Source organism: Oceanisphaera marina, assembly GCF_014643915.1.
Taxonomy (GTDB): domain Bacteria; phylum Pseudomonadota; class Gammaproteobacteria; order Enterobacterales; family Aeromonadaceae; genus Oceanimonas; species Oceanimonas marina.
The window spans coordinates 222,047-238,981 of sequence record NZ_BMKE01000001.1 but is presented as its reverse complement, the minus strand read 5'-3'; the positions used below and the strand labels follow the sequence as shown (position 1 = coordinate 238,981).

Below are 16,935 nucleotides of genomic sequence, written 5' to 3'. Positions count from 1 at the left end.
GTATATGCGACGTTGTCTGCAAGGGATGTTTCACCGACACGGCGCGGGCGCCTTTTTTATGCCTGGCCTGATTCTTTTTTACGATGGCGGAAACGGCGGCTGGTTGTACTTTAGCTGGGCGGGTATTATGGCGGGCATATAAAGCGTTAATGACTCATTCATACGGAAACTGTACTCATGCTGCTCATGCTCGATAATTACGACTCTTTTACCTACAACCTGGTGCAGTATTTTGGTGAGCTGGGGCAGGCGGTAATGGTGCGACGTAACGACGACATTACACTGGATGAGATTGCCGCCTTGCAACCAACGGGGCTGATTATTTCTCCGGGCCCTTGTACGCCAAACGAGGCGGGGGTGTCGCTGGCGGCCATCAGTGAGTTTGCCGGGAAGCTGCCCATTTTGGGGGTGTGTTTGGGGCATCAGGCCATCGCCCAGGCCTTTGGCGGCAAGGTGGTGCGGGCTCGCCAGGTGATGCACGGCAAAACCTCGGCCATTCGTCATACCGGAGTGGGGGTGTTTCGTGACTTGCCCGATCCGCTGACGGTCACCCGTTATCACTCTTTGATTGTCGAGACGGCCAGTTTGCCGAGCTGCTTTACCGTGACCGCCTGGAGTGAAACCGAGCGCGGCGAGCGAGATGAAATCATGGGCATGCAACATAACGACTTGCCGCTGCACAGCGTACAGTTTCACCCCGAAAGCATTTTGACCGAAGGCGGCCATCAGTTGCTGCAAAACTTTCTTCGCCTGCTGTAATCCCTGGCGCTGATGCCGCCGATTAACATCAATAACGCCGAATGCGAAGAAAGCAGGCGAATTAACGCTTTCTGTTGCTGCGCCGAAACTCATTTTTATGCACTATGGAGTGGTGTCAGGCGCAGCCCTGGCCTTTTGAGTGCGAGCTTATGCAATATCTTTGACTAACTCTTTTAAATCAGCCAGATAAACGACTGCTTTGTTTGCTTTTTGTAGAGACATGTCACAGGTTGTTTGCAATAATGCTTGTATATTTACATAGATTTAACTTTTGCTGCAGAGCAAGCTGCGGTATTTGGAGGAGTAAGCATGTCTGATATGGCAGTCACCCGCGAGTTATTCGATCAAGTGATGGTTCCCAACTATGCGCCAGCCGAGGTGATTCCGGTGCGTGGCCTGGGTGCTCGCGTCTGGGATCAGCAAAACCGGGAGTACATCGATTTTGCCGGTGGCATTGCGGTTAATTGTTTGGGCCACTGCCATCCGGCACTGGTTGGTGCGCTGAAAGAGCAGGGCGAAAAGCTGTGGCATGTGAGCAATGTGCTGACCAACGAACCGGCACTGCGTTTGGCCAGTAAAATGGTAGAAGCGACCTTTGCCGAAAAAGCCTATTTTTGTAACTCGGGTGCAGAAGCCAACGAAGCGGCCTTGAAGCTGGCGCGTCGCTATGCGCTCGAGCATTTTGGTGCCGAAAAAACCCAGATTATTGCCTTCAATCAGGGCTTCCATGGCCGTACCTTCTTTACCGTCACCGTGGGCGGCCAGGCGGCTTACTCCGATGGTTTTGGCCCCAAGCCGGCCGATGTTGATCATGTTGACTACAACGATATAGCGGCACTTGAAGCCATTATGTCGGACAACACCTGTGCCGTGGTCATGGAGCCCTTGCAAGGTGAGGGCGGCATTATCAGCCCGGATCCCGACTATGTGAAGGCGGTGCGTGAGTTATGTAATCAGCACAATGCGCTGTTGATTTTCGATGAAGTACAAACCGGTGTCGGCCGAACCGGCGCGCTTTATGCCTATATGAACCTGGGCGTGACCCCGGATATTCTGACCAGTGCCAAGTCATTGGGCGGCGGTTTCCCCATCGGAGCCATGCTCACCACCACCGCCATTGCCGCCTCGCTTAAACCGGGCACCCATGGCTCTACCTATGGTGGCAATCCGCTGGCCTGTGCGGTGGCCGAAGCGGCCTTTGATACGGTGAACACCACAGCGGTATTGAACGGCGTTAAAGAGCGTGAAAGCTGGTATCGCGAAGGGTTGGAAGCCATCAATGCCCAATACCATTGCTTTGAAGAAATTCGTGGCCAGGGACTGTTGCTGGGCTGTGTGCTGAACGAGCAGTTCAAGGATCGCTCGCGCGATTTTCTGCAGGCGGCCATGGCCGAGCAGCTGATGGTACTGGTGGCCGGCGCCAATGTAGTGCGCTTTGCGCCTTCACTGGTGATCAGCAAAGAAGATGTCATTGAAGGCCTGGCGCGTTTCGAGCGCGCCGTGGCCAAGGTGGTCAACGGCTAACGCAACCAGGCACAGTAATAAGGAGCAAGGCAGGGTTGCCTTGCTCTGATTGCCATAACAAGGAGTGCTGCATGCTGGTGATCCGCCCCATAGAGCAGAAAGATTTCCCCACCCTCAAGCAGTTCGCTATTGAGTCTGGTCATGGTTTTACCTCGCTGCCGGTTAACGACGAACTACTTCAGAACAAGATAGATCATTCAGTGGCTTCCTTTGCCAGCCGACCGGCAGGCAAGGGCGAGTGCCTGTACTTTTTTGTGGCCGAAGACAGTGAGTCCGGTGAGGTAATGGGCACCTGCGCCATAGATGCAGCCGTGGGCTTGTCTGCTCCTTTTTATAATTATCTGCTGGGCAAGCAGGTACACAGCTCGCCGCGATTGGGCATTTACAATGTGGTCGACACCCTGACCCTGAGTAATGACTACACCGGAGTCAGCGAGCTGTGTACGCTGTTTTTGCGCGAGTCGGCACGCAAGGGCTTGAATGGACGCTTGTTGTCTAAATGTCGTTTTTTGTTTCTGGCAGAATTTACCGAGTTATTTGATCACCGCATTCTGGCAGAAATGCGCGGCGTGTCCGACGCAAAAGGTAACAGCCCTTTCTGGAGCTGGTTGCAAGAGCACTTTTTTTCGATGGACTTTCCTACCGTCGACTATCTTACCGGTATTGGCCAAAAAGGCTTTATTGCCGATTTGATGCCCAAGTTCCCGATCTACGTGAATTTGCTGTCTAAAGAGGCGAAGTCCGTCATCGGGAAAACCCATGATAATACCCGGCCTGCCCTGCGCATGCTGGAAGAAGAAGGTTTTACCTGGCGCGGCTATGTCGACATTTTTGATGCCGGCCCCAGTGTGGAGTGTGAGTTATCGCAAATTCGCACCGTACGCACCAGCCGCCAGCTAAAGGTGCATGTTGGCAAGACCATTCAGGGTAAAACCCACCTGATTAGCAATACTGAATTTGCCCATTTTCGTGCCCTTATTGCCGAGGTGGCGATTAATGAAGACAAGGCGCAGGCGGTGCTGACCGACGAGGTGGCGCGCTTGCTCAAGGTGGAAGACGGCGATACCGTCCGGCTAGTGGAGATATAGTTGATGACTGAAGCAATTCAAGCTAGTGAAGCGGTGCAGTATATTAACGGGCAGTGGCTGCCGGGTGAGGGAGCCTTGTTTACCTCTCGCGATCCGGCCAAAAACAAAGACCTCTGGTGCGGTGCCGCCGCCAGTGCCGGCCAGGTAGATGCCGCCATCGCGGCGGCGCGCAAGGCCAGTGTAGCCTGGGCCGATCGAGGGGTTAACGAGCGCCTTGTTATTGCCAGGCGCTACGGCGACTTGCTGGCAGAGCACAAGGAACGCCTCGCCCGGTTGATTGCAGAAGAAACCGGCAAACCCCTGTGGGAGAGCCTGACCGAGGCGGCGGCCATGGCCGGCAAGATAGCCTTGTCGGAAAAAGCCTACTTCGAGCGCACCGGTATCACCGAAAACCCCATGGCCGGGGGGCGCGCCTTTATTCGTCACAAACCCCATGGCGTGGTGGCGGTATTTGGCCCTTACAACTTTCCGGGACACTTGCCCAATGGCCATATAGTTCCAGCCCTGATTGCCGGTAATACGGTGGTATTCAAACCCTCCGAGCTCACGCCCAAGGTAGCCCAGGAAATGGTCAAACTGTGGGAGCTGGCCGGGCTGCCCAATGGGGTATTGAATCTGGTCCAAGGAGAAGTAAGTACTGGCCAGGCGCTGGCTGCACACCCCAATATAGACGGCCTGTTTTTTACCGGCTCGTCGCGTACCGGTAATGTGCTGCACAGCCAGCTGGCCGGACAGCCCGGCAAGATTCTGGCGCTGGAAATGGGCGGTAATAATCCGCTGGTGGTGGGCGAGGTGGCCGACATAGACGCAGCCGTGCACACCATAGTGCAATCGGCCTTTATCACCGCCGGCCAGCGTTGTACCTGTGCCCGTCGTTTGCTGTTGCCCAAAGGCGAGGCGGGCGATCGCATTCTGGCGCGATTACTGGAAGTCACCAAGGCGATCAAAGTGGGGCTGTACGACGCCGAGCCCCAGCCGTTTATGGGATCCATGATTTCGCCTCAGGCAGCCAAGTCGATGATCGCGGCCCAGGCCCATTTGCTGGCGCTGGGTGGGCAATCGCTGTTGATGCTCAAATCGCTGCAGGCAGATACCGGATTGGTCTCGCCGGGCATTATCGACGTGACCGCCATTGATGATTTGCCCGATGAGGAATATTTTGGTCCTTTGCTGCAGGTGATCCGCTATGGCGACCTGGACCAGGCCTTAACTCTGGCCAATAACACCCGTTATGGATTGTCGGCAGGCCTGTTGTCGGATTATCAGCAAGACTGGGATTATTTTTTCCGCCGCATTCGCGCCGGCATTGTTAACTGGAACAAACCCATCACAGGTGCCTCGGGTGCTGCGCCCTTTGGCGGCGTGGGCGACAGTGGCAACCACAGAGCCAGCGCCTATTATGCCGCCGATTACTGTGCCTATCCGGTAGCCTCGGTTGAAGACGACAAGGTGACCATGCCAGCCAGCTTGTCACCCGGGTTGACGTTTTAAATCCACGGCGCGTTAAGCTTTTGCTGTAACACCCTGACCCTGCTGCTGCGCCTGGCGTGGCAGCAGGGTTTTCTGTCTATTCATGATGGAATTCTCTTGGTGGCCTCAACAAAGATGCAGTCCGCCGCATTTATTGATACAAATAGCGCCATTCAGTTAGCGAAACAGCATAAAAACCAAAGGAGCAGCAGAGATGAAACTGGCATTTATCGGCCTGGGCGTCATGGGATTTCCCATGGCCGGCCACCTGCAACAGGCAGGACATCAGGTGTGCGTGTATAACCGCAGTACTGAAAAGGCGGCCAGCTGGGCCGAGCAACAGGGGGGCTCTTATGGTGCGACGCCTGCCGAGGCGGCCAAAGACGCAGACATTGTCATGGTGTGTGTGGGTAACGACGACGATGTACGCTCTGTAGTGTATGGCGATGAGGGCGTGTTGGCCGGCATGAAAGCGGGCGCGCTGTTGGTGGATCACACCACCACCTCGGCTATTTTGGCCGAAGAGCTGGCAGAGGCCGCAGGTAAAGCGGGCCTACGCTTTATTGATGCACCTGTATCTGGCGGCCAGCTGGGCGCAGAAAACGGCGCCCTGACCATTATGGTCGGCGGCGGTGAGGCGGATGTGGCCGAAGCGGCACCTGTGCTGGCGGCCTACGGTAAAAAAGTCACGCGCTTAGGCCCGGTCGGTGCCGGCCAGCGTTGCAAGATGGTGAATCAAATCTGCGTGATTGGTGCCGTGCAGGGGATAGCCGAAGGCTTGATGATCGCCAAAAAAGCCGGGCTGGATATTCCCACCCTGATTGATGTGCTGGCCGGTGGTGCCGCACAAAGCTGGCAGCTGCAAAACCGCGCGCAAACCATGGCGGACGATAAATTCGATTTTGGCTTTGCTGCCCAGTGGATGCACAAGGATCTGGGCATTTGCCTGGATGAAGCCGAGCAGCAGGGGCTGACACTGCCATTGACCGAGCATGTGCACAAGGTATACGAAAAACTGCTGGGCGAAGGGTTTGGCCGTTGTGACTCTACCGTGGTCATCAAGGATCTGGAGTCGTAATAGCCGGCCTGGCCTGAAAACAGCGCCGCGCCTACAAAACACGTCATTTGTCGTTTATTGCCGGTCTGCTTCTGTCGGACCGGCTTCGATAAGCGGGTTATTTTGTGCCGAAAGTCGCGGTGAGTCTGGCAGCCGATGCGGGCCTCGGCTATGCTGGGTTCGGTGTTGACCGCAGCCATAGCGGCATTTCTGTAGCGGTTATGTGATGTTTTCCGCATATTTTGCACAAAACAACGGCACTTGATGTTGAGCTACCAGACAAAGGCTTTGCTTGACGCCTAAATTTGAATAGAGTGGGTAACCACTTAATGCCAAGTGAGAAAGGATCCCCTATGAATAAGACTCAGCTTGTTGATGCAATCGCTGCCAAGGCAGATTTGAATAAAGTACAGGCCAAGGCCGCATTGGAAGAAGTATTGAACGGTATCACCCAAAGCCTGAAAGAAGGTGACCCGGTGCAACTGGTTGGTTTTGGTACTTTCAAGGTTAATCACCGTGCCGCCCGTACCGGCCGTAACCCGCAAACAGGCAACGAAATTCAGATTGCCGCTGCCAACGTTCCTGCCTTCGTTGCCGGCAAAGCCTTAAAAGACGCTATCAAGTAATTGCTTCTCAACCCGGCTTTCGCCGGGTTTTTTCTTTCTTCTATACTTGCTCCTTTAACGTTTGAATTGTTATAACTAACTCCAGTCTGTTCCCGTTTTTGGGAGGCTATGATGGAAGTAAATACCATTCGACAAATGGCAACACCCTGGTCGGGCGGCCGTGGTTTAACCACCGGGCTCATGCTCACCGAGGTGTATCAGGATGTATGGACGGGGCGCTTGCTGCTGTCTATGGGCATCCCCACCAAAATGGACATTCCGCCTCAGGTCATCTATCAGTTACAGTTCGATCATTTATTTGGCTATCGCGTGCTGGAAGGTGCCGATGTTTTGGACTATATGGACGACGACGACTTTGGGTCCGACAGCCAGATCCAGCTGATTACGCCCTCTCGTTTTTTGATCTGGTTTCATCAGCAAAGCAAAGGTCTGCATCTGGACGAAGATATTCAGCATTATCGCATTGCCAGCTGGGATTACTGTGTGGATGTGCTGGCGGCACAGGACCCACTGGTCAAGCGTAAAAAGGAGTAACATGAACGGATTTATACTGGTTGCTCACGGCAGCCGCCGCGTGGCAGCCAACGAAGAAATAGCCATATTCTCCCACAGCCTGTCTCGGGCAATGACGGCACGTTTCGATGTATTGGGCCATGCGTTTTGGGAATTGGCCGAGCCCACGCTGGAACAGTCTATTGATCAGCAAATAGCGGCGGGCGCTAAAGACATCACCTTGTTTCCCTATTTTCTGGCTCAGGGCAAGCATGTGGTCAACGATCTGCCTTCGGTGCTGGAGCAAAAGCGGGCGCAATATCCCGATGTGACTCTAACGCTGTTACCTCACCTTGGGGCTCTGCCCGGTTTTGCCGACTGGCTGGCCGAGCAACTTTAAAAAAGAGCCCGCAAGGGCTCTTTTTATTATGTATCACCTTATGTTCAGGCTCAGGGCTTGGCCAGATGCCACACATCGAATTTGCCATCACCGGTCATATCACCGGGTGCCTTGTCTTGCTTCCACAGGTACAGGGGTTGATCCAGATAGCTCCACTGCAGGCTGCCATCGGATCGGGTAATAATGCCGTAATCGCCTGCGGCCTGGTCTTCTTTACTGGCCGCCAGTGGTGGCCAATTGTCGGCACAGGTGTCATTACAATTACTGACGCCGGCCTCGTCTTTATCGAATACATACAGACTCATGCCGGCTTCGTTGGTCAGAATTTCTCCCTCACTGCTATCGGCCGTTTGCACCGGCGCGGCCCAAACCTGCACACTGAAGGCCATTGCCAGTCCGAGTAATACTTTTGGGTACATACATGACTCCTTTCAACAGGAAACAAGCGGATGCCAAGCCAGAGAATCATTAGCCGCATCTGGATAAAGGGTAGATGGTTTTCGATATGTGAGGAGAAATAACCGCGCATAAAAAAGCCGCCATCTTGCGATGGCGGCTTGCTATCCGAGTTCAGGCCGAATGTTTGCCTTAAGACGCGGCGTTTTCACGCTCAATGGCGCGATAGGCGATGTCGTGGCGATAAAACACGCCTTCCCATTCCACCTGTCGGGCAACGGCGTAGGCGTTGGCCTGAGCCTCGGTGACCGTGTTGCCCAATGCGGTGGCACATAACACTCGGCCGCCAGAGGTAAGCAGTTCGCCGTCTTTGAATTTGCTACCGGCATGAAAGACTTTGCTGATGTCGGTTTCAGCAGGAATGTTGCTGATGACATCATTCTGGCGATAGTGCCCCGGATAACCACCGGCCGCCAGCACCACACCTACAGATGCGCGCGGATCAAACTCGGCACTCACCTTGTTCAGCTCGCCTTTGCAGCCGGCCAGACACAGTGCAACCAGATCAGACTGCAAGCGCAGCATAATGGGCTGGGTTTCCGGATCGCCAAAGCGACAGTTGAATTCGATCACCTTGGGTTGACCACGCTTGTCTATCATCAGACCCGCATACAAAAAGCCTTTGTAAACATGACCTTCATCGGCCATGCCGCGCACCGTGGGCATGATCACCTGTTCCATAATGCGATCGTGGATCTCGGGCGTCACCACAGGGGCGGGGCTATAGGCGCCCATGCCGCCGGTATTGGGCCCGGTGTCGCCATCGCCAACGCGCTTGTGATCCTGGCTGGTGGCCATCGGCAACACATGTTCGCCGTCGACCATCACGATAAAGGAGGCTTCTTCGCCATCCAGAAACTCTTCGATCACCACCCGGCTACCCGCATCACCAAAGGCATTGCCAGACAACATGTCGCGCACTGCGGCTTCGGCCTCGCTCAGCGTCATGGCGACGATCACGCCTTTACCGGCCGCAAGGCCATCGGCTTTCACCACGATGGGCGCGCCTTTCTCCCGCAAGTAGGCCAGGGCGGGCTCTACCTCGGTAAAGTTCTGATAATCGGCGCTGGGGATGTTTTGGCGAGCGAGAAAGTCTTTGGTAAAGGCCTTGGAGCCTTCCAACTGGGCCGCAGCGGCGCTGGGGCCAAAAATCGCCATGTTCTCGGCCTCAAAGGCATCCACTACACCGGCCACCAACGGCGCTTCCGGGCCCACTATGGTGAGGGCAACCTGCTCTTTTTTGGCGAAGGCCAGCAGGTCCTGAATATCGGTGGCGGCAATGGCCACATTGGTCAGGCTGGGCTCAAGCTCGGTGCCAGCATTGCCGGGCGCCACGAATACCTGGCTGACGTTGGCAGACTGGGCGGCTTTCCAGGCCAGGGCGTGTTCACGACCGCCACCACCAATGACTAATACTTTCATCAATTTTGTTCCTCAAAACCTATAAAGCAAATGAAGGAAACTACGGGTCTGCAAAATGCCATTCAGCCGGTTAGGGAGGGATAGGGGGCAGTCTCTAAGCCGACCATGAAATGCCATGGATGGCATTTCGAGCCCCCATGGAGGGTTCATGGCGTGTCGGCGTGAGATTCCCCCTGTCCCGATAGCTACCCAGCGTTCAATAACACCGCCCCTAGTTTCTTATCAGTGGCGGAAGTGGCGCATGCCGGTGAACACCATGGTCATGCCATGCTCGTCCGCAGCCTGAATCACTTCGTCATCCCGCATAGAGCCACCGGGCTGGATCACACAGCTGATACCGGCGGCGGCAGCGGCATCGATGCCGTCACGGAACGGGAAGAAGGCATCGGATGCCATCACCGAACCTTCCACCTGCAGACCTTCATCGGCGGCCTTGATACCGGCAATTTTGGCTGAATAAACCCGGCTCATCTGGCCCGCGCCCACGCCTATGGTTTGTGCGCCTTTGGCATACACGATGGCGTTGGATTTAACGTACTTGGCCACTTTCCAGCAGAACAGCAAGTCTTGCAGCTCGGCGTCGCTTGGCTGGCGCTTGCTGACCACTTTAACATCGTCGAGATCGATCATGCCCTGATCCCGATCCTGCACCAGAATACCGCCGTTTACGCGCTTGATGTCACGGCCCTGAGTTTTGGCAGCCCATTGACCACATTCCAGCAGACGTACGTTTTTCTTGTCGGCTACGGTCGCCTTGGCGGCGTCGGAGATGCTGGGCGCGATAATCACTTCCACAAACTGGCGCTCAACAATGGCCTTGGCCGTGGCTTCGTCCAGCTCGCGGTTAAAGGCAATAATGCCGCCAAAGGCCGAAGTAGGATCGGTTTGATAGGCACGATCGTAGGCTTCCAGCAGGTTATCGCCTAGCGCTACACCACACGGGTTGGCGTGCTTGACGATCACACAGGCGGGAACGTCGAATTCCTTCACGCATTCCAGAGCGGTGTCGGTGTCATTGATGTTGTTGAACGACAGCTCTTTGCCTTGCAGCTGAGTCGCCGTAGCAACGGAGGCTTCATCAATATTGTTTTCCACGTAGAAAGCGGCGTTCTGATGGCTGTTTTCGCCGTAGCGCAGATCCTGCTTCTTGGTGAACTGGTAATTGATGGTACGCGGGAAGGCGGAGTCTTTGCTGGCGGCGTGATAGGCCGGCACCATGGTGCCAAAGTAGTTGGCAATCATGCCATCGTACTGGGCGGTGTGCTCGAAAGCGGCAATGGCGAGATCGAAACGTGTCGCCTGAGTCAGGCTGTTGTTACCTGTGTCCATTTCAGCCAGCAAGCGGTCGTAATCACCGGCATTTACCACTATGGCCACATCGTTGTGGTTTTTGGCGGCGGCACGTACCATTGTCGGTCCACCAATGTCGATGTTTTCGATGGCATCTTCGAGGCTGCAATCGGCGTTGGCGACGGTATTGGCGAACGGGTAGAGGTTAACCACGACCATGTCGATGGGCGCAATGGCGTGCTCGGCCATAATGGCATCATCTTTGCCGCGACGGCCAAGAATACCGCCATGAACCTTGGGGTGCAGGGTTTTAACGCGGCCATCCATCATTTCCGGAAAACCGGTATAATCGGATACTTCGGTGACGGGCAAGCCTTGTTCGGCCAGCAAACGTGCGGTGCCACCGGTAGACAGCAGTTCTACACCGCGGGCGTTGAGGCCTTGTGCAAAAGCGACGATGCCGGCTTTGTCAGACACACTCAGCAGAGCACGGCGAATGGGTCGAGCAGTTTCCATGGGTTCTCGTTCCTTTAACGATCAATCGGGGGGTTTGGTAAAATCGGCGAATGAGCGTCGACTTTACCAAACCGCCTGGTACGCCAGAACAGAGGCGGCGTATTCTACTTTATTTTGCCCCGGCTTGTGTGACTATTTGTTTTAGTGTCAAGAGTTTTCAAGTGTAACAACCCCGGGGATTGGATTTGATTAGGGTCTGTTGGCCCTGGCTGGAGAATAATGAATGTTTCGAATTGGTGAATTGGCAAAGCACTTTGGCGTAAAAGCCGATACGCTGCGTTTTTATGAAAAGGAAGGTCTGCTTTCGCCTAGTCTGCGTAGCCCTGCCGGATACCGTTTGTATAACGAGGAAGATAAACGCCGGCTGCATTTTATTCTGCGCAGCAAGCGGGTGGGATTTACCTTGAAAGAAATTGACGAGCTGTTGTCGCTGCGGGTAAGTAGTTGTCAGGTGACCTGTCGTGAGGTAAAAGCGGTGGCCGATGCAAAAATTCAGGATGTATCCGAGCGCATTGCCGAGCTGGAGCAGTTTCGTCAGTCGCTTAAACAGCTCTCCGATGCCTGTTGCGGTGGCCTGGAAAGTGCCGAACATTGCTCCATTCTGGAAGCGCTGGATGGCAAGCAACTGGCCGCCGGCAATAACGCCCGCTAATGCGGAGCTATCAGCCGTCAGCGAACAGTTCAACCACAATTCAAAGAACCTGGTGTTCACTTATTACTGACGGCGCACAACGTAACGTGTTTATGCTGTTGGTTGTTAACTGGCCGCTCACAGCTTACAGCGCCCCGAAGGGCTTAGTGTTTATTTCCGACTGATGGTTCAAGGCTGTCAGCTCACCGCTGCCGAAAGGCTGGAGTTAGGTATGCAATCTCGTTTTGGCTGGGGATTAAGTGTCAGCCAGTGGTTTATTTTTTTACTGGCCAATGCCCTGGCGCTGCCCATCGTGCTGGGACAGGCGTTTGGGCTGGAAAGCGCAGACATTGCCGGTCTGATGCAGCGCACCCTGATGCTGGTGGGTCTGAGTTCTTTACTGCAAGTGGCTGTGGGGCACCGTTATCCGGTGGCCGACGGCCCGGCGGGATCCTGGGCGATCGTGTTTGTGGTGATGGCCTACATTGGCCGGGCTCAGGGGTATGAGGGCGGCGAGATCCTGCGTTTGCTGGCCGGCGGGGTATTGGTGGCGGGAGCTATTATGCTGGTGCTGGGTCTGGCAAGACAAACCCATCGCTTGCTGTTCTTGTTCACGCCGCTGGTGACGGGCTGCTTTATGTTGTTGCTGGTGATCCAGCTGTCGGGGGTGTTTGTGCGCGGCATGGTCACCGATCCGCGCAGTGGCGTAATGACCATGCCGGTGGCCGCGATTGGTCTGCTGGTGTTTATCGGCGTGTTATTGTGCTCGTTCAGTCGCCATGCCGTGGTGCGCACCTATGCGGTGCTGGTGGGTATAGTGCTGGGCTGGGGCGCCTTTACCCTATTCGGACTCAGTGCCTCTACCTTGCCTGACACCGCCTCTGGCGTGCAGTGGCCGGCAATCTTTGTCTTTGGCTGGCCACGACTCGATATGGGCATGCTGGTGGTCGCTGTGCTGTTTTCGTTGTTATTGATCTCGAATCAGGTGGCGGCTATTACAGCTATTTCCTCGGTCGTCGATGAAGAGCAATCCGACATGAAGCAGGCGCTGAATCGCAGCAGCTGGGCATCGGGCATCAGCCACCTTATGGCTGGCGGCCTGGCCACCATTGCCGTGGTGCCTTTGCCGGTGACGGCAGGCTTTATCCAGCTTACCGGTGATAAAAGACGTGGTCCTTTCATGCTGGCGTGTATTTGTCTGGCGCTGGTCAGCCTGTTTCCGGCAGCGGTGGGTTTTTTATCGCTATTACCGGCACCAGTGGCCAATGCCGCCTTGCTGGCGACCTTTATCAAGCTGGTGATGCTGGCCTTTCAGCTGTTGACCAAGTATCCGTTAGACCAAAGAGCCGGGACTATTTTAGGCGTGACCATGCTGCTTGGCGTTGGTTGTATGTTTCTGCCGACCGAGCTGTATCGTGACTGGCCGGGGCTGGCGCAATACCTGCTGGGCAATGGCTTGCTGACCGGCACCCTGATTGCTCTGGCTATGGAGCAGCTGTGGCGTAAAACCGCTTGACCTTGCCAGCATGGTAAGCCTGATAATGCAGCCAGCCGAAACCGAGAGGCGATACTGGACATCCATTAATTACCCTGGCGCCAAAGGCGCCTGAATAAGGAAACCAACATGACTGAATTTATGCTGCCCGACATGACCTGTGGCCACTGTGTGGGGGTAATCAACGAGGCGTTAACGGCAGTGGACTCCGATTGTGAAATCGAGTTTGATTTGCTGAATCACACCATTACCGTGAACAGCCGTTGCACCCCGCAACAGTTGGTGAACGCACTAACCGCCGCCGGCTACCCGCCAAAGCAAAGCGACTAAAAGCGAAAGTACATTTTTGCCACGCAATCCACGGAACCCACAGAACTAGAGCGACAAGACCAGAGCGAAAGTACATACCCTTAGTAAGAGTTGACCAATAAGATGTTTTCTTAAGCTCAATTTTTTCTTAATGTTTTTTTCGTGGGTTCTATGGATTCCGTGGCGAGATAGCTTTTAAGGTCACTTTTGCCATGGTACTCACATCACTAAACGTACTCTCTTCAATGAGTTACATAGCAGGGAATGAGATGAATATAGGTGAGGCGGCAACATTAAGCGGCTTGTCGGCCAAGATGATCCGCCATTACGAACAGATAAAATTGCTCAAACCTGCCGCGCGCACCGCGGCTGGCTATCGTCAGTATGATGCGCAAAACATTGAAGTACTGAAATTTATTCGCCAGGCGCGAGTGCTGGGGTTTTCGATTGCCCAGATCGATGAATTGCTGAGCCTGTGGCAAGACCCGGCGCGGCCCAGCCGTGCGGTCAAGCAGGTGGCACAGCAGCATCTGCACGAGGTGGAGCACAAGATGCGCGAGTTGGCGGCCATGCAAGCCACGCTGCAGCAAATGATTAGTGCCTGCCCCGGTGATGAAGGCCCAGCCTGTGCCATCCTTGAACAATTATCTCGGAAAAGGTGAACCGCCGCAGAAAACCAATAACAAACGGGAAATGGGAATAGGGAATAGGGATATAGCGCCCAGCCACCCCCCTCTCCTGTAGTCGCTCGGGTTCAAGACCATACGGCGAGATAGGAAATATCGAAGCAAAGATGCCGCTTCGCGGTATTGCGCAGCGGTCGCATCGCCTACAACTGTGCAAAAGGCTTGACCTTTCCCCTGTGGCAAGCTTTAAGCTGAAGTCATGAATCCCATCGAGGAGCCGACTGATGACCAGTACACATACTTCCCCTACCTCTGCCGACCAGCAACAGGTACAGCTGCCTATCAGCGGCATGAGCTGCGCCTCTTGCGTGCGCCGCGTTGAGCAAGCCTTGCTGAACACGCCTGGCGTGACGGCGGCCAACGTGAATCTGGCGAGTGAAAAGGCCGAAGTGAGTCTGACTACTGACACCTCACTTACCGTATTAACAGACACCCTCACCAAGGCCGGTTACTCCACCCGCAGCGAACAGTTTGAGCTCAGCATTATCGGCATGAGCTGTGCTTCGTGCGTGGGCCGGGTTGAAAAAGCGCTGCAACGCTTACCGGGCGTGCTCTCGGCCAGCGTGAACCTGGCGGCAGAAAGTGCTCAGGTTAGCGCGCTGGTGGGCAATGTGGATCAAGCCCAGTTAGTGGCGGCTATTAAAAAAGCCGGCTATCAGGCCAAGCCGGTGTCGGCACAGCGCGAAGACGATAATGCGCGCCGCGAGCTTGAACAACAAAGCCTGAAGCGCGACTTTGGCTGGTCGCTGGCGCTGACTTTGCCGGTGTTCATACTGGAAATGGGCGCGCATATTATTCCCGGTATGGCCCAGTGGATTGAAGAGATCCTGGGTCAAACGCTCAACTGGGGCATACAGTTTGTGCTCACCACCCTGGTGTTGCTGGGGCCTGGGCGGCGCTTTTTGCGCCTTGGAATTCCTGCGTTATTGCGCGCCACCCCGGATATGAACTCTTTGGTGGCGTTGGGCAGTCTCTCGGCATGGGGATTTTCGGTGGTGGTGTTGTTTGCCGGGCACATTCTGCCCGTCGGCACCCAGCATGTATATTTTGAAGCTGCGGCGGTGATCGTCACCTTGATCCTGCTGGGCCGTTTCCTGGAAGCCAGAGCAAAAGGGCGCACCGGTGAGGCCATACAGCGCTTGTTGAGCCTGCAGGTCAACACGGCGCGGGTGCAACGCAATGGTAGCAGCCAGGAAGTGCCCCTGAACGAGGTACTGGTGGGGGACTGCCTGTTGGTGCGCCCCGGTGAGCGCATACCGCTGGATGGCACGGTACAGAGCGGCAGCTCTTATGTAGATGAGTCCATGCTCACCGGCGAGCCGATACCGGTGGAAAAAAAGCAGGGTGACGAGGTAGTGGGCGGCACCATCAACAAAAATGGTGCCTTGAGCGTGACCACTACCAAGATCGGCAAAGACACCTTATTGGCGCAAATCATTCGTATGGTTGAGCAAGCCCAGGGCGCCAAATTACCCATTCAGGCTCTGGTCGACAAGGTAACGGCGGTGTTTGTGCCGCTGGTGATGGCCACGGCGGCGTTAACCTTTGCGCTCTGGCTGTGGTTGGGACCCACTCCGGCACTCGGCTTTGCCTTGATCAACGCGGTGGCGGTGCTGATTATCGCCTGCCCCTGTGCCATGGGACTGGCGACACCCACCTCCATCATGGTGGGCACCGGGCGTGCCGCCGAGTTGGGCGTGTTGTTTCGCAAAGGTCAGGCGCTGCAAACCCTGCGCGATACCAAAGTGGTGGCGCTGGATAAAACCGGCACCCTCACCAAAGGCCAGCCGGAGCTAACCGATTTACAGCTGACGCCGGGCTTTGCTGAAGATGACGCCCTAGCGCTGATTGCCGCGGTAGAGCAGCACTCCGAGCACCCGATAGCCGAGGCCATAGTGGCGGCGGCCAAGGAACGAAAACTGACCCTGGCGAGCCCTGAAGACTTTCAGTCGCACTCCGGTCTGGGCGTAAGTGCTCTGGTGGACGGTCAAACAATCGAGGTAGGGGCCGATCGTTATCTTGGCCAATTGGGCTACAGTCTGGCGGCGTTCGGTGACACGGCGCAGCAGCTGGCCAAAGAAGGGAAGAGCCCGCTTTATGCCGCCATTGATGGCAAGCTGGCCGCCATTATTGCGGTGGCCGATCCCATTAAAGAAGGCACACCCGACGCCATCAAGGCCTTGCATGATCTTGGGCTGAAAGTGGCGATGATCACCGGTGATAACCGCCATACCGCCGAGGCGATTGCCCGTCAGCTCGGTATAGATGAAGTAGAAGCCGAAGTGATGCCCGACGGCAAGGTGGCAGCCTTGCAGCGCTTGCGCAAGCTTCATGGCTCCGTGGCCTTTGTGGGGGATGGTATTAACGACGCACCGGCGCTGGCCGAAGCTGATGTGGGCCTGGCCATCGGCACCGGTACCGACATTGCGATAGAGGCGGCCGAAGTGGTGCTGATGGGCGGCGACTTGCGGGCGGTACCCAATGCGCTGGCTATTAGTCAGGCCACCCTGAGCAACATTCGGCAAAATCTATTCTGGGCCTTTGCCTATAACGCCTGTCTGATCCCGGTGGCGGCAGGGGTCTTGTACCCGTTATACGGCATCCTGCTCTCACCCATGCTGGCCGCCGGCGCCATGGCCATGTCGAGCGTGTTTGTAGTGGCGAACGCATTAAGATTAAAGCGGTTTAAAGTGTAAACCAGCGCCAATAGCCCG

General features: G+C 55.5%; 16 protein-coding genes. 13 read left to right on the top strand and 3 right to left on the bottom strand.

All coding sequences use genetic code 11. The features are described 5' to 3' along the window. Nucleotides 1–177: 177 nt before the first annotated feature. The 8 genes from IEW52_RS01220 (at nucleotide 178) to IEW52_RS01185 (ending at nucleotide 7,416) form a co-directional block, all read left to right on the top strand. The gene (locus IEW52_RS01220; protein WP_188628239.1) at nucleotides 178–759 is read left to right on the top strand and encodes an anthranilate synthase component II; all 582 of its coding nucleotides are present in this window, start codon (nucleotides 178–180) and stop codon (nucleotides 757–759) included. 309 nt (nucleotides 760–1,068) lie between these two features. After that, nucleotides 1,069–2,283, top strand: coding sequence for an aspartate aminotransferase family protein (locus IEW52_RS01215; protein ID WP_229667733.1), 1,215 nt, complete (start codon nucleotides 1,069–1,071; stop codon nucleotides 2,281–2,283). A gap of 71 nt (nucleotides 2,284–2,354) precedes the next feature. Next, entirely contained in the window at nucleotides 2,355–3,371 is a 1,017-nt protein-coding gene (gene astA / locus IEW52_RS01210) for an arginine N-succinyltransferase (protein WP_188628238.1), read from the top strand. Between the two features lie 3 nt (nucleotides 3,372–3,374). Next, nucleotides 3,375–4,862, top strand: a complete 1,488-nt coding sequence (gene astD / locus IEW52_RS01205) for a succinylglutamate-semialdehyde dehydrogenase (protein WP_188628237.1) — start codon at nucleotides 3,375–3,377, stop codon at nucleotides 4,860–4,862. Nucleotides 4,863–5,031: 169 nt separating this feature from the next. Beyond that, nucleotides 5,032–5,919 (top strand): NAD(P)-dependent oxidoreductase, encoded by an 888-nt coding sequence (locus IEW52_RS01200; RefSeq protein ID WP_268236637.1) that lies wholly within the window; start codon nucleotides 5,032–5,034, stop codon nucleotides 5,917–5,919. 332 nt (nucleotides 5,920–6,251) lie between these two features. Further along, a complete protein-coding gene (hupA, locus tag IEW52_RS01195) occupies nucleotides 6,252–6,524 on the top strand; it encodes a nucleoid-associated protein HU-alpha (protein WP_188628235.1) in 273 nt (90 codons plus the stop codon). Nucleotides 6,525–6,632: 108 nt separating this feature from the next. Then, nucleotides 6,633–7,058, top strand: a complete 426-nt coding sequence (locus tag IEW52_RS01190; RefSeq protein ID WP_229667732.1) for a hypothetical protein — start codon at nucleotides 6,633–6,635, stop codon at nucleotides 7,056–7,058. Between the two features lies 1 nt (nucleotide 7,059). After that, entirely contained in the window at nucleotides 7,060–7,416 is a 357-nt protein-coding gene (locus tag IEW52_RS01185; protein ID WP_188628234.1) for a sirohydrochlorin chelatase, read from the top strand. A gap of 50 nt (nucleotides 7,417–7,466) precedes the next feature. On the opposite strand, the gene IEW52_RS01180 is transcribed toward IEW52_RS01185, so the two are convergent. The 3 genes from IEW52_RS01180 to purH form a co-directional block, all read right to left on the bottom strand. After that, nucleotides 7,467–7,835, bottom strand: coding sequence for a COG4315 family predicted lipoprotein (locus tag IEW52_RS01180; protein ID WP_188628233.1), 369 nt, complete (start codon nucleotides 7,833–7,835; stop codon nucleotides 7,467–7,469). 169 nt (nucleotides 7,836–8,004) lie between these two features. Further along, nucleotides 8,005–9,294, bottom strand: coding sequence for a phosphoribosylamine--glycine ligase (gene purD, locus IEW52_RS01175; protein WP_188628232.1), 1,290 nt, complete (start codon nucleotides 9,292–9,294; stop codon nucleotides 8,005–8,007). 222 nt (nucleotides 9,295–9,516) lie between these two features. Continuing rightward, entirely contained in the window at nucleotides 9,517–11,100 is a 1,584-nt protein-coding gene (gene purH, locus IEW52_RS01170; RefSeq protein WP_188628231.1) for a bifunctional phosphoribosylaminoimidazolecarboxamide formyltransferase/IMP cyclohydrolase, read from the bottom strand. Between the two features lie 223 nt (nucleotides 11,101–11,323). Between purH and zntR the strand changes: the two genes are divergently transcribed. The 5 genes from zntR to IEW52_RS01145 all read left to right on the top strand — a co-directional run bounded on the left by zntR (nucleotide 11,324) and on the right by IEW52_RS01145 (nucleotide 16,917). After that, complete coding sequence (zntR, locus tag IEW52_RS01165) at nucleotides 11,324–11,752, top strand: Zn(2+)-responsive transcriptional regulator (protein ID WP_188628230.1); 429 nt, start codon at nucleotides 11,324–11,326, stop codon at nucleotides 11,750–11,752. 211 nt (nucleotides 11,753–11,963) lie between these two features. Further along, a complete protein-coding gene (locus tag IEW52_RS01160) occupies nucleotides 11,964–13,247 on the top strand; it encodes a purine/pyrimidine permease (RefSeq protein ID WP_188628229.1) in 1,284 nt (427 codons plus the stop codon). A gap of 108 nt (nucleotides 13,248–13,355) precedes the next feature. Then, a complete protein-coding gene (locus tag IEW52_RS01155; RefSeq protein WP_188628228.1) occupies nucleotides 13,356–13,556 on the top strand; it encodes a heavy-metal-associated domain-containing protein in 201 nt (66 codons plus the stop codon). 248 nt (nucleotides 13,557–13,804) lie between these two features. Beyond that, nucleotides 13,805–14,197 carry a Cu(I)-responsive transcriptional regulator gene (gene cueR, locus IEW52_RS01150; protein ID WP_188628227.1) on the top strand — a complete coding sequence of 131 codons (393 nt, stop codon included), beginning with the start codon at nucleotides 13,805–13,807 and terminating at the stop codon, nucleotides 14,195–14,197. A gap of 248 nt (nucleotides 14,198–14,445) precedes the next feature. Next, nucleotides 14,446–16,917 (top strand): heavy metal translocating P-type ATPase, encoded by a 2,472-nt coding sequence (locus IEW52_RS01145; protein WP_188628226.1) that lies wholly within the window; start codon nucleotides 14,446–14,448, stop codon nucleotides 16,915–16,917. Nucleotides 16,918–16,935: the final 18 nt, after the last annotated feature.